We start from the raw sequence: 13,249 nt of genomic DNA, 5'->3' as shown, positions 1-13,249 counted from the left end.
TTTTTTCTAAAGCTAGAAGGTGAAGCTCCAATATATTTTTTAGGCTATGTTTTAAAACAATGTCAAAAATAGATGTTAATTGGAAAAATAGGCTATACCATATGACATAGTAAAAGATTTAAGGAATAGAAAATCAATTCGATATTCTTCAATGAACAATAGTAAATTATGATGAATTAAATATATGATATTAGTTTTGAAAAAAGCTGAGGTTCTAAATTTTTAGCACCTCAGCTTAAAATTTGTGAATATTTATATAACAAATTATAAAAGTATAGACTTATGAGTTAAATGTATATATAATTATCTTGTACTAAATAAACCATGGAGGGATATCAATGAAATATGAATTTCCTAAAAATTTTTGGTGGGGAGCAGCTACTTCCGGACCACAGGCAGAAGGCAGCTTCAATAAACCACATAAAAATATGTTTGATTATTGGTATGAAATAGAGCCAGAAGCATTTTTCAATAAAGTAGGACCAGAAGTAACATCAAATTTTTTTTTATCACAGTTATAAAGAGGACTTGGCTATGATGAAAAATTTGGGGTTCAATTCCTTTAGAACATCAATTCAATGGTCAAGATTAATAGATGATTTTGAAACTGCATCAGTAAATGAAGACGGTTTAAATTTTTATAACAACGTTATTGATGAATCATTAAAGCTCGGAATGACCCCTGTCATGAATCTTCATCACTTCGATCTTCCATATGATCTTTATAAAGAGTATGGTGGCTGGGAGTCAAAATATGTAGTAGATCTCTATGCAAAATTTGCAAAAAAATGTTTTGAGTTATTTGCAGATAGGGTTAAGAATTGGATTACATTCAATGAACCAATAGTAGTAGTGGAGGGAGGATATTTGTATAATTTCCATTACCCCAAAATTACAGATGGTAAAAGGGCTGTTCAGGTTGGATATAATTTAAATCTCGCTTCTGCTAAAGCTATCAAAGAATTTAAAGATGGCGGTTTTGATAAAGCTGGAGGAAGAATAGGTATAGTTCTTAACTTAACACCTTCCTATCCTAGATCAAATGAAAGGAAGGATGTGGAGGCAGCAGATTTTGCAGATTTGTTTTTCAATAGAATGTTTTTAGATACAGCAGTAAAAGGAAAATTCCCAAAAAAATTAGTGGAAATATTAAAGGTTAATTCTGTTATATGGGATAGCACGGAAGAAGAACTAGATTTAATAAGCAAGAATACTGTTGATTATCTTGGAATAAACTATTATCAACCAAGAAGAATTAAAGCTAAAGAAGAAGCGTTTGATAATTCAAAAGGCTGGCTTCCAGATAAACGCTTTGATAATTATATCATGCCCGGAAGAAGAATGAACACATATAGAGGATGGGAAATATACCCTAAAGCAATGTACGATATAGCAATTAATATAAAGGAAAATTACAACAATATTCCTTGGTATATATCTGAGAATGGTATGGGTGTTGAGGGAGAAGAAAAATTCATGAATAAAGACGGTATGGTAGAAGACAAATACAGAACTGATTTTATAAAAGAGCATCTTGAATACTTGCATAAAGGTATCGAAGAGGGAAGCAACTGCTTTGGATATCATTTGTGGACGCCTATTGATTGTTGGTCCTGGAGTAATGCATATAAAAATAGATACGGATTTATTGCTTTGGATTTGAAAACACAGAAGAAAACTATAAAGGAATCAGGATACTGGTTTAAAGAATTGACAAAAAATAATGGGTTTTAAAAAATATATAAGGTAGATTGCAGTGAAGCTTTAAATTGTAATTAATGTAGTTGTGCAATTAATTTTTTATTAGAGTATAGAGAAGGGGCTGTTGCACTAAAAAAATTAGTGAGATAGCTCCATTTCATTATCTGTAAATTATCAGAAAACAAGTAATACGGTGTATTTTATTTATGGTTAATTCTTAACTATAAAATTGATTTTACCTAAATATTACTGTTTTAAATTGAAAGAACTTGTATGAATGCACACAAGTGGAATATTCAAATGCACGTCCATTTTCTAAAAACCGGTTTGAGTTACAACCGCTACAGGGTCACCTTCTAGAAGCTCTAAATGCTTTCGTTCAAATTCGGTACATTTTCTTACAGTTATGGTTCTATTAGCACTTTGTATCTTGAGTTTTAGATTTTCTTCTATATATTCATAAATTGATGACAAGCAATGTTTCTTGGTTAATCCGGTTATTAAATTTATAGGCATATAGGTATGCTCAATTACTCTTGGAATACTATCTACGCTTCTAACTCTCAATATATTATAAACGAACTCTTCTTTAGATAAATTTAAGTTTTTTTCTATTCTATCATCACTCGAAACAACATTAAATTCGAGAATTTCGCTTAATATATTTTTAAAGCTGTTTTCTGCTGTGAGACCTCTAAACTGATTAGCAACAGATAAATGAGATATATCTTGAGGACTCATGTCTTTTACAAATGTTCCAGAGCCTCTTCTTTTTACAATTAAACCTTCGTTTACAAGATTATCTAAAGCCTTTTTTACAGTCATTTTGCTTGCAGAATATTCGCTGCAAAGCTCTTTTTCAAAAGGTAATTGTTCATTTGCTTTAAAGGTGCCGTCTAGTATTTTATTGCGTATATCATTTGAAATTTGAATGTATTTTATCATTGTAATTCTCCTAGTGCTTAAAGGTTATGTAAGCATTAAATTTATGATTTTCTCAATCATCAGAAAATCAATTTTATAGCAGTATTATATCATATATTTATAATTTAAAGTATATACTTATTTTATTATAGATAGACAACGTGAAGCCTGAAAATTTAACTAGTATTTTGGATATTATACATATAGTAAAGTTTAGAATGATTTGGTAATATATACATATAGCTAAGATAACTGGGAGGGGAATTTATGGATAATAACAAGCCTATAATATTAATAAAAGATTTAAGAGTAAGTTACGGTGACCATGAGGTTCTAAAGGGCATTAACTTGGAGGCTTATGGTGGACAAATAATAGGATATATTGGAACTAATGGAGCTGGCAAGAGTACTACAGTTAAGACGCTTCTTGGAATAATTCCTGAGTACACTGGAACAGTTAAAATATTTGGCAAGGATATTAAACAAAGCGATATGGATTATAAAAAAAGAATAGGATATATACCGGAAGTTGCCGATATTTATGACAATCTAACTGCACGAGAGTATTTGACTTTTATAGGAGAAGTTTATGGACTTGAATATGAAAAAGCTGATAAAAAGGCGCAAGAACTTATGGGATTATTTCAAATACAGGATGCATATGATTCAAGAATTTCTTCTTTTTCAAAGGGGATGAAACAAAAGGTACTTATAATAGCAAGTTTAATACATAATCCAGACATTTTGTTTTTAGATGAGCCTCTAAGTGGATTAGATGCAAATAGTGTAATGATATTTAAGGAAATATTGACCGAGCTTTCTAATCAAGGTAAAACTATATTTTACTCATCTCATATAATGGACGTAGTTGAAAAGATAAGCACAAGAATTTTGCTTCTAAATAATGGGACAATAGCAGCAGATGGCAGCTTTGAGGAGCTTAAAACTAAATCAAAAGAAGGTTCATTGGAGGAAATATTTAATCAGTTAACTGGATTTAATAGTTATAAGGAACTGGCAGAAGAGTTTGTCTCCACAATTGAGGAGGTGTGAATTTGAAAGAATTTATATTTTTAAGATTTTTAGATATATTTAGCTCCATTTTTAATAAGTCGGGAATTGACTATAAAACCATGAGAAGACTTGTCCAAATAAAGCTAACTTTAGATACAAGAAGACCAAGTAATTTATTTCAAGGGCGAAGGAAAAAAAGTCAAGATAAAAATACTGATTATACATTGTTTCTATATGGTTTTTTTGGACTAATGTTTTCTACCTTAATGTTTACTAATGCAAGTATTTTTATAAAGACCAATATTTTAACGGGAATTATTTTGTTTATGGTAATGACTTCGCTTATAGCGGATTTTTCAAGTGTGCTCTTAGATGTAAAAGATAAAAATATTTTAAGCCCAAGATCAGTTAATTCTAAAACTATAAATACTGCGAAAGTAATACATATAGCTTATTATTTGATCAAGGTTACTTTTTCTATATCCATTTTTCCTATGATTTTTGGAACTATAAAATATGGACCACTATTTTTAGTTATCTTTTTAGTAGAAGATGTACTTATGATGGGATTTATTTTGTTTTTTACATCAATACTGTATTTCGTCATATTACGCTTTTTTGATGGAGAAAAATTAAAGGATATAATAAATTATATTCAAATAGTTTTGACGGTTGTTATGCTTGTATTGTATCAGCTTATGGGAAGAATAATGAATATTTCAACTGTAGGTGGATATCATGAGCTTAAAGCATGGATGTATTTTATACCAAGCTCTTGGTTTGCAGCAGTTTTTAGTGTCATTGTTGAAGGACAGCATCAAATAGCATATGTTGTACTAGCATTAACAAGTGTAGTGATTTCAGCAATTGCATTTATTGTTTATACAAAATATATATCTGTATACTTTGAAAGAAATTTATCTAAGCTTATAAACTCAGATAAAGGAAATAAAAAATTAAAAAAAAGCGGTGGTTTTGGTGACAAGGCTTTGAGTATAATTTGCCCAAATAAAATACAAAAAGAATTTTTTAGATTTGCCAGCAATATGATTTCAAGTGAAAGAAGGCTTAAATTAACTATATATCCGTACCTTGCTTTTGGAGCAGTGCTGCCTTTTGTATTTGTATTTAATTTTAATGTTCAAAGCAGCGGGGCGAGCGTACTAGATAAGATTGCTAATGGTAAATATTATTTTGGAGTTTACTATACGCTTGCATGTGCTTCTATGAGCATAGTTTATATGGGGAGAAGTGAAAAGTTTAAAGGAGCATGGATTTATGATGTGCTTCCAATAGAAGATATGTCGCAGGTTTATAAGGGAGTAGCTAAGGCTTTCTTTCTTAGACTTATGTTCCCAATAACTCTACTTACTAATTTGGTTTTTCTTGCTTTATGTGGATTCAAAATACTTCCAGATGTTATTGCAATGATGATTAATTTGGTACTGCTTGTCTTAGTTTCGATTAAAATTTCACCTAAAGAATTACCATTTTCAAGAGACTTTACAAACAAATACAGTGCAGGTTCTGCATTCGGATTTATGATATTGACAGCGGTATTGGGAGTTATTCATTATTTAGCTACTAGAGTAAGCTTTGGTATATGGGTATACATTGCCATAATTGTTGTTGCTATAGTAGTTTTATGGAATAATGCGTTTAAGTTTGAAGTTAAAAAATTATAAAAGGGAAATTAATTTAAAATGCCCTAAGTGTGGAGAAAAGAATTACATGAAGATGATAAAGGACTAAAACTCAACCCTTGTGCAGATTTACTTTTAATCTGCCTTGGAGTAAGAAAAGTAATATTGTTAGAAGGACAATTCAAATAAAATTTTAGGTTTATTAATTTTATTTGATGTTCTTCTAGCAATATTACTTCTTTTTTTCTACATAAAAGCCATTAAATATGAGAAAAATAAATTTGAATACAAAAGAATAAGGTGGTTTTTATGAAAAACAATACGAGTGTTGTCAAAAAAGTACTGGGACTTATCACATATAAAAAAAAGCAAGAAAAAAAAGAATTTTCTATACCAGAAGTGAATGAAAGTACAGAGGGGAATCAAAATTCTAATGATCAAAAGAAAAATACAAAAGTTCCAATTTCAAAGGATGTAGAAGATAATATCGCTTATGTGCAAAAACAGTTTAATTACCCCATAAATAAAGACATTATAGTAAGGGAATTTAAAGCGCTTGGTAAGTATAGGGCATTCATAGTATATATTGATGGAATGGTAGATAGAATAACAATAAATAATTTTATTTTGAGACCTCTATTGAATACTGAATTCTCAGAGAAAGAACAAAAATATGGTATGGACTATATGCTGGAAAATACAATTGAAACTAACCAAACAAAGAGAGTTTTTTCTTACGATGAAGTTATATCTGAGATACTTTTAGGTGATACGGGGATTTATGTTGATGGATGTGATTATTATATTTTTAACGAAACAAAAGGATATGACAAAAGAGGAGTTGAAGCTCCTAAGATAGAAGGGTCTGTAAGAGCACCTCAAGAAGCCTTTAATGAAAACTTACGTACAAATGTAACTTTGATTAGAAGAATCATAAAGAATAAAAATTTTACAACAGAATTTATGAGTATAGGAAAACAAAATAATAAGCAGTGTGCTATTTGCTATATTAATGGTCTCGTAAATCCAGCTATTGTAAGTGAAGTTAAAAGAAGATTAAATGGCATAGAAACAGGTGAAATAGAAAACTCTGGTATGGTTGAGCAGTTTATTGAAGATCATCCAATGGCCCTAATTCCAACAATACTTTCAACAGAAAGGCCAGATAAGGCAAGCACTAATATGCTTGAAGGCAAAGTGTGTATTGTAGTAGATGGTTCTCCATTTGCATTAATTGCTCCAATAACTATAATTGATTTGTTCCATACACCAGAAGATATTTCTTTAAGATGGCAATACGGAACCTTAAATAGAATTGTAAGAATATATGCTGTATTTGTAGCAACACTTCTTCCGGGATTATTTATAGCTGCAACTAATTTTCACCAGGAGATGATACCAACAGAAATTTTAATTGCTATTGCAAAAGCAAGGGAAAACGTTCCTTTTCCTACTATTGTGGAAATTTTATTAATGGAATCGTCCTTTGAACTTATACGTGAAGCAGGTATTAGAATACCAGGAGTACTCGGTAGTACTATAGGTATAATTGGAGCCATAATATTAGGGCAAGCGGCTGTACAAGCGGATTTAATAAGTCCCGTAATAATAATTATAATATCAATTACAGGTCTAGGAACTTTTGCTATACCGGATTTTTCCTTTGCTTTGGGAATTAGGATAATAAGACTACTGTTCATAGTAGCAGGATGTTTCTTAGGGTTTTATGGTATAACTCTTATGATGATAGTAATAACTATTCTGCTCACGGATATGAAATCCTTTGGAGTGCCCTTCATGTCTATATACGTTCCTAAAGTCCATAAAAATTCAGATAAAATTATAAGATATCCAATATGGAAGCAGGAATTTAGACCAGATCAATTTAATCCATTGAATGTAAGAAGACAGCCCAAGAAGTCTAAAACATGGGAAGGAGAGCAAGGGGGGAAAAATAATGGCAAGCAAAAGTGAGAAATTTGGAACATATGAAACTGTAGCATTAGTTACTATGGCAATGGTTGCAAAAATTTTATATACTAGCACATCAGCAATGATTAAGACAGTTGGCACTTCAGCGTGGTATATGACTATAATATCATGTATTATAAGTATAATATTTTTTATTTTAATATATAAGCTTATGATGAGGTTTCCTGGAAAGGATATATTTGAAATATACGAAGCTGTTTTAGGAAAGTTTTTGGGAAAGTTCGTAACAATAATTTTTTCTATGTATTTAATGTTTTACTGCAGCTCCAGTATAAGAGAATTTCTTGAGATGATAAAAAGCTACAGTTTACCATATACACCTCCTAGTGTTATTATTGGAACATTTATTTTGGTTTCAGCTTTACTTTGTTACAAGGGAATTGAAAATATAGCTAGATTTTCATATCTCATATTTTATCCTGTTTTGTTGGGTATATGTTTGATCTTAGTTTTAGCAATACCATATTATAAATTTAATTATATTAAACCATATTTGGGATATGGTTTTGAAAAAACTGCATTTATTGGATTTTTGCGCAGTTCTGCATACCAAGAGGTTACATTGTTGTGCTTTGTTGTAAGGTCTATACATGGTGTTAAAAATTTAAAAAAAACAGGATTGATTGCAATTGTATTATCAGGAGTTATTTTTGCCGTGACTGCACTTTGCTGTATTATGGATTTTGGATACGGCACTGGGCAAGAAAATATATCAGGAGTGTATCAATTATCTAGAATGATATACTACAATAGATATTTTCAAAGAATTGAAGCTATATTCCTTTTCATATGGGTTCTAGCAGCTGTTCAAAATGCTGCGCTTTCATTATATTTTTCTATAATCGCTTATTGTAAAAGTTTTAATATAAAAGGATATAGAAATTTAATACTTCCATTCTGTTTTTTCGGATTTATGGGAGCGTTAATTCCTAGTAATTTTCCACAGGTAACTGACATTAATATGATTATAATTCGTCAATATGGTCTATTTTTTTCCTTTGTGCCACCAGTAATTGTGTTAGTAATTTCTATGCTTTTAAAAAAGGGTGGTGAAAAAAACAATGTTTAAAAGAATAGGCTGTATCATAATTAGTATAATATTATTAATAACTTCTACAGGTTGTGGTGATTCTTCTGAAACTGATGATAATATTTATGCTATAACTGTTGGAATAGATAAAGGTTCGTATAATAAAGTTATTATTACAATACAATATCCAACGTACAAAAGTGGTGGCCCTGGAGGAGGTGCTTCACAAGGAGGCGGCGGTGGAGATGCTAATGTACATTCAATTGAGGCTCCAGGTGTATTAGAGGGAATAAATCTTTTAAATATGGCTATATCAAGAAGGGTTTCACTTAAGCATATTAAAATGCTGGTTATTTCTGAAAAAATTGCAAGAGAGGGAGTAGCACAATACATTGCACCATTTTCAAGGTATAGGGAACCTAGAAGGGCTATGGCCGTAGTAATTACAAATGGTAATGCAGTAGATTTTATTAAAGAAAATAAGTCCAATATAGGCACCAGTATTACAAAGTCCATAGAACTTATGGAAACACAATCAAATACTACGGGTTTTTTTCCAGATACAAAATTTTACGAGTTTTACGAAGGTATATTTAATAATTATGGTCAAGGAATTGCTACTTATGCTGGAGTGAATAATTTTAATAGGCTTATACTAAATGGTACTGAGCAAAACTCGCCTGTTATAATAAATCCAGATTATTCGCCAGGTAATCTTCCGAGAATTGGAGTTGCAAAAAGAGAATTTGTAGGAACTGCGGTTTTTAATGGAGATAAAATGGTGGGTTCACTAAATCCTTGGGAAACACGATATTTACTTTTGATAACAGGTAAATTTGATAGGGGTATATTTGGTGTTTATGATAGATTGGAGAATGAAAGTAAAATTGTATCCTTTGAATTGAAATTAGCACGTAAACCAAAGATAAAATGTAAATTTGAAAATAATAAACCTGTAATTAATATAGATTTGTACCTAGAAGGAGAAATTGCAGGCATCCAAAGCAGAGTTAATTATGCAGATTTAAACTTAATTGAAAATTTAAATAGTCAGATAGAAAATTATTTAGAAAAGGATATAAGAAAAACTATAGAAAAGACTCAAAAAAAAAGTATAAGTCAGACGTATTTGCATTTGGAGAGGAATTTGCAGGATATTTCCCTACAATACAAGAGTGGGAAAAATATAATTGGCTTAAGCATTACGAAGAAGCAAAGATTAATTTAAGTGTAAAGGTTGATATTAGAAGAACAGGAATTAGAACAAGGACATCGCATATTTTCTCAAATCAGGGAAAACGTTGAAAGGTGGATTTAGCATGCTTTATTTGCTTTCTTTATTTATAATAGGCTCAAATTATTATACACTAACTTATGGAATTTATTTATGGAAAAGTGAAAATAATAAACTTGGCAGTATAGGAACAATTATTATAGCAGTAATTGCGACGGTTGCTCCTATACTTGTGCTTTTTATTAAAAAATAGCTTATGTGAAGTTTTAGAAAACTTTAGATTATGGTATTATTTTTAAATCTACCCAAAGAACTGCAACAATTTTATTCTTAGAATTCATTGTAGGTATTGATACCGCAACACATGGATTTGATGTTGCGGCTAAGATGATATCAAAATTTCTAATTAGCCAGTTTATACGAATGTTGTATAATGGAATAAACGTATAATTATTGGAGGAGAATTATGGAGCAAAATAAAGCATATATAGATTCATTCAGTAAAATATGGCATAAGCTATTTAAACTTTCATATGGCAACACTGATATTGCAAAATTTAAAGAAATGAAGCGGCTATCTCCTGTTGAAGTAAGTGATAGGGAAAAAGGAACTTTCTAGCGCTTACTGGAGACGAGAAGGTTCTTGATGTTGGTTGCGGAAGAGGATTAATGATTAATGGAGTGGCACAAAGATTAAAAAGTGGTAAGGCTTATGAGATAGATATATGGAACTCAAAAGATCAGTCAAGAAACAGTAAAGAAGAGTTATTAAAAAACGCAGTTATAGAAGGTACGGAAAATAAGCTTGAAATAGTGAACGGATATATGAGAAGCATGCCTTTTGAAGACAATTATTTTGACGTGATTATATCAAGTCTTGCTATTCATAACATAGAAAACAAAGATGAAAGAAAAAAGGCAATAAAAGAAATAGCAAGGGTTACAAAACAAATGGGAAAATAGCTATTCTAGATCTTGCCAATATAAAGGAATATGCTGATATTTTAAAAGAAAATGGTTTTGAAATTAAAGAAATTACAAAAAATCAATATTTAATGTTTCCATCAATAAGAATACTTTATGCAACCCGCGTCTCTACGAAAGGTACACTATAAACAAGGTTAGACAAATTTTTTTAACGCGACGAAGCATTGTTACTTAGTCAATTCTTCTTTGTATTTTTTAAATTTTTTATTTCCTCTTCATTTAATTTAGGGTATTCAAGCTTTAAATTTTCTAAAGTTTTTACCATGATTTCAGATATTACAAGGCGGGCGAACCACTTTTTATCACTTGGAATAACATACCATGGAGCGTTTTTGATTCCTGTATTTGCTATAGTTTCTTCATAATACTTTTGATACTCTTCCAATGCTGCCTTTCTTTTATATCTGACTCCGAAAACTTCCAGTTTTTTAGATTTGTCGTCTATTCTAGCTAAAAGTCTTTTCTTTTGTTCTTCTTTAGATATATGAAGAAATATTTTAATTGGAATTATGCCGTTATCTAAAAGGTATTTTTCAAAGTTGTTTATTTCATTATATCTTCTTTGCCATATATTATCCGTAACAAGGTCATCGGGTATGTTTTCTGTTTTTAGAAGTTTATGTACTCTTACAACTAAAACTTTTTCATAGTAAGATCGATTAAAAATTTGAATTTGTCCCCTTTGCGGCAGATGCATGAAAGCTCTGTGAAGATAGTGATGCTTAAGATCTTCACTTGAAGGCTGCTTAAAGTTAAAAACGGATGTGCCTTGTGGATTAAGTCCAGACATTACATGTTTTATAGCTCCGTCCTTCCCGGCAGTATCCATAGCTTGAAAAATTATTAATATCCCGTATTTTCCATCTGCATAAAGCTTATCTTGAAGTTCTACCATTTTTTCTATGTTTTTTTCAAGCTGTGATTTAGCTTCATCTTTGGAATCAATGTCATAAGTGCAGTGGGTTTTAATAGCTTCAAGCTTAAAGTCAGAATTATCTTGAATTTTTAATTTTGATAATTCCATAATTATCACCCCTTAAACCTAGTATATATATATATATACCTATCAAAATCAAAGTTATACCCAAAAACATGATTTTTATCCCCTTAAGATTATCCATGTAAGTAACTCCTTTCTTTTAAAAAGGTTGTTAAAATAAAGTTGTTATATCCATAAGTTTCCTATATTCTATCATTGAACTCTATGTATAGCAATATATATTTATATTTCTAAAATGATGGAAAAAGAATGGAACCTTTTGAAAGAAGAGAAAATGTAGATTCAGGACATGCTGCACAAGGCAATGGATGGAATAATAAATCTAATTAGTAATGGGTTTAATTTAAGGAGAGTTGAAGCCATTGCATTAGGAAGTACAGTAGTTGTTGATTTAAGAGTTACTCAAGTTGTTAATGAGGTTAAGGGAGTTCATGCTGTACTTCGTCATGATGCATTTATATAATAGGATACTTATTAAAATAGGATTGCTACACTAAATCAATTCACAATTCACAATGAAGGATGATTTTCTTCCGCTTTGCTACAGAAAATGTAAAACTTATAAATGACACTATTTTGATATAAGGATTTATATAATGAACTGTACAAGTTTACATCTAAAATTCCGTAGGTCCGGAGGAATTTTTCCTTGTACTATTGTTACCTCGCATTATTTTCACTACCTCCATTTAATTTGTTATTTTTATTATAGATGTGATAAATTAAATAAAAATAAAATAAGTATAAAAATTACATTATTATATAATAAATATATTTTTGGTTGCTGGATTTTCATTTTCAGGTACTGAAATAGTTGAACTTGCATTTGCAGCTAGTATTATGAATGCAGTCATTCTTACGCCGGTACTTTCTTGTGGCAATTTAGGACTTTATGTGGCATCACGTATGCTTTAAATAGGCGTGTTATCATGCTTATTTTTTATTTGAAAATAATTTTGGAAGTTTATTCATTTGTATAAATAAATTTAATCAATGTACGATTATAATATTGTAATTTAATCATAGATAGGGAGGATAGGATTATTATGGTACAAGGTATTTCTAATGTAAGTCATAGTAGTTATATACCAGCTAAAAATAAATCAAGTGATGACACTGACAACCAGATTAAATCACTCCAAAGCCAGGCAGATGAATTAAAAAAGCAGATTTCAGAAATACGTTCTGGTAAGGCAGGTAATGGTAGCGATATGCAAGAAAAAATAAAACCATTACAGGAGCAAATTGAGGAAATTGAGGCACAAATTCAAGAACTGCAAGTAAGCAAAACAACTGATAAAACAGATGATAATAATGTAAGTGATAATAGTAAAGTAAATGGTAATAATGAAAATAGTGCGAGTGAAGATTCAATATTAATGTATGGTAGTGTATATAATGAAATTAGCAAAACAGATAGTGTAGGAAAACATTTAAAAGGAGAATCAGCAGTACTTAAGTCAGATGCCGATGTGGATGAAAGCTTAGGAAATTATAGAGGAGCTGCAAAAAAGAGAAAACTTGCTGCTGGAGATGAGGCCCGTGCAAATTCAGTAACTCGTAAGGTATCTAAGCTAGAGAAAAAAGTGATGGATTTGGGAGATGAAATTAATAAAGAACAAGATAAGAGCGATATTGACAGGTATACAGGTGAAGATAAAGCTGTAAGTGATTCGGATAAAGGAAAAACAATAGATGAATTGGCATAATTTTTCCAAAAAGTA

10 protein-coding genes and 5 pseudogenes are annotated in these 13,249 nt (G+C 30.5%); 13 read left to right on the top strand and 2 right to left on the bottom strand.

Going from position 1 to position 13,249, the window contains the following annotated elements:
• Positions 1 to 338: 338 nt before the first annotated feature.
• Positions 339 to 1,734: pseudogene (locus AGR56_RS06700) on the top strand (glycoside hydrolase family 1 protein).
• A 282-nt stretch (positions 1,735 to 2,016) separates the two neighbouring features.
• Here AGR56_RS06700 and AGR56_RS06695 read toward each other — a convergent pair.
• Positions 2,017 to 2,646 (bottom strand): GntR family transcriptional regulator, encoded by a 630-nt coding sequence (locus tag AGR56_RS06695; protein WP_198149962.1) that lies wholly within the window; start codon positions 2,644 to 2,646, stop codon positions 2,017 to 2,019.
• Positions 2,647 to 2,892: 246 nt separating this feature from the next.
• Between AGR56_RS06695 and AGR56_RS06690 the strand changes: the two genes are divergently transcribed.
• The 9 genes and pseudogenes from AGR56_RS06690 to AGR56_RS06665 all read left to right on the top strand — a co-directional run.
• The gene (locus AGR56_RS06690; RefSeq protein ID WP_053241610.1) at positions 2,893 to 3,678 is read left to right on the top strand and encodes an ABC transporter ATP-binding protein; all 786 of its coding nucleotides are present in this window, start codon (positions 2,893 to 2,895) and stop codon (positions 3,676 to 3,678) included.
• A gap of 2 nt (positions 3,679 to 3,680) precedes the next feature.
• Positions 3,681 to 5,324 (top strand): hypothetical protein, encoded by a 1,644-nt coding sequence (locus AGR56_RS06685; RefSeq protein ID WP_053241609.1) that lies wholly within the window; start codon positions 3,681 to 3,683, stop codon positions 5,322 to 5,324.
• 267 nt (positions 5,325 to 5,591) lie between these two features.
• Positions 5,592 to 7,256 carry a spore germination protein gene (locus AGR56_RS06680; RefSeq protein ID WP_053241608.1) on the top strand — a complete coding sequence of 555 codons (1,665 nt, stop codon included), beginning with the start codon at positions 5,592 to 5,594 and terminating at the stop codon, positions 7,254 to 7,256.
• Positions 7,240 to 8,343 carry an endospore germination permease gene (locus AGR56_RS06675; protein ID WP_053241607.1) on the top strand — a complete coding sequence of 368 codons (1,104 nt, stop codon included), beginning with the start codon at positions 7,240 to 7,242 and terminating at the stop codon, positions 8,341 to 8,343. Before AGR56_RS06680 ends, AGR56_RS06675 begins: the two co-directional genes overlap by 17 nt.
• A pseudogene (locus tag AGR56_RS06670) lies at positions 8,336 to 9,361 on the top strand (Ger(x)C family spore germination protein); the annotation flags it as partial. The gene AGR56_RS06675 and the pseudogene AGR56_RS06670, both read left to right, overlap by 8 nt.
• Positions 9,362 to 9,459: 98 nt before the next feature.
• Positions 9,460 to 9,609 (top strand): annotated as a pseudogene (locus AGR56_RS21550) (Ger(x)C family spore germination C-terminal domain-containing protein); the annotation flags it as partial.
• Positions 9,610 to 9,623: 14 nt separating this feature from the next.
• Positions 9,624 to 9,791, top strand: a complete 168-nt coding sequence (locus AGR56_RS20135; protein ID WP_157055694.1) for a hypothetical protein — start codon at positions 9,624 to 9,626, stop codon at positions 9,789 to 9,791.
• Between the two features lie 213 nt (positions 9,792 to 10,004).
• On the top strand, positions 10,005 to 10,157 hold the full coding sequence (locus tag AGR56_RS20130; protein ID WP_157055693.1) for a hypothetical protein: 153 nt from the start codon (positions 10,005 to 10,007) through the stop codon (positions 10,155 to 10,157).
• Between the two features lie 20 nt (positions 10,158 to 10,177).
• Positions 10,178 to 10,501, top strand: a pseudogene (locus AGR56_RS06665) (class I SAM-dependent methyltransferase); the annotation flags it as partial.
• Positions 10,502 to 10,700: 199 nt separating this feature from the next.
• Here AGR56_RS06665 and AGR56_RS06660 read toward each other — a convergent pair.
• Entirely contained in the window at positions 10,701 to 11,549 is an 849-nt protein-coding gene (locus AGR56_RS06660) for a PPK2 family polyphosphate kinase (protein WP_084756900.1), read from the bottom strand.
• Positions 11,550 to 11,814: 265 nt separating this feature from the next.
• Between AGR56_RS06660 and AGR56_RS20125 the strand changes: the two genes are divergently transcribed.
• From AGR56_RS20125 to AGR56_RS06655, 3 genes and pseudogenes are all read left to right on the top strand, one after another.
• Positions 11,815 to 11,988: a hypothetical protein gene (locus AGR56_RS20125; protein ID WP_198149960.1), complete on the top strand. Its 174-nt coding sequence runs from the start codon at positions 11,815 to 11,817 to the stop codon at positions 11,986 to 11,988.
• 356 nt (positions 11,989 to 12,344) lie between these two features.
• Positions 12,345 to 12,437: pseudogene (locus AGR56_RS20120) on the top strand (hypothetical protein); the annotation flags it as partial.
• A 134-nt stretch (positions 12,438 to 12,571) separates the two neighbouring features.
• Entirely contained in the window at positions 12,572 to 13,234 is a 663-nt protein-coding gene (locus tag AGR56_RS06655) for a FlxA-like family protein (protein ID WP_053241605.1), read from the top strand.
• Positions 13,235 to 13,249 lie beyond the last annotated feature (15 nt).

This window comes from Clostridium sp. DMHC 10 (genome assembly GCF_001270375.1).
Classification (GTDB): Bacteria; Bacillota; Clostridia; order Clostridiales; family Clostridiaceae; genus Clostridium_S; species Clostridium_S guangxiense.
This window is presented reverse-complemented; position numbering and strand designations above follow the sequence as displayed.

What these genes read in the sequence shown, in the direction of transcription:
- AGR56_RS06655 (WP_053241605.1), top strand. Translation starts at nt 12,572, where the DNA reads ATGGTACAAGGTATTTCTAATGTAAGTCATAGTAGTTATATACCAGCT.
- AGR56_RS06675 (WP_053241607.1), top strand. Translation starts at nt 7,240, where the DNA reads ATGGCAAGCAAAAGTGAGAAATTTGGAACATATGAAACTGTAGCATTA.
- AGR56_RS20135 (WP_157055694.1), top strand. Translation starts at nt 9,624, where the DNA reads ATGCTTTATTTGCTTTCTTTATTTATAATAGGCTCAAATTATTATACA.
- AGR56_RS06695 (WP_198149962.1), bottom strand. Translation starts at nt 2,646, where the DNA reads ATGATAAAATACATTCAAATTTCAAATGATATACGCAATAAAATACTA.
- AGR56_RS06660 (WP_084756900.1), bottom strand. Translation starts at nt 11,549, where the DNA reads ATGGAATTATCAAAATTAAAAATTCAAGATAATTCTGACTTTAAGCTT.
- AGR56_RS06680 (WP_053241608.1), top strand. Translation starts at nt 5,592, where the DNA reads ATGAAAAACAATACGAGTGTTGTCAAAAAAGTACTGGGACTTATCACA.
- AGR56_RS06690 (WP_053241610.1), top strand. Translation starts at nt 2,893, where the DNA reads ATGGATAATAACAAGCCTATAATATTAATAAAAGATTTAAGAGTAAGT.
- AGR56_RS20130 (WP_157055693.1), top strand. Translation starts at nt 10,005, where the DNA reads ATGGAGCAAAATAAAGCATATATAGATTCATTCAGTAAAATATGGCAT.
- AGR56_RS20125 (WP_198149960.1), top strand. Translation starts at nt 11,815, where the DNA reads ATGCTGCACAAGGCAATGGATGGAATAATAAATCTAATTAGTAATGGG.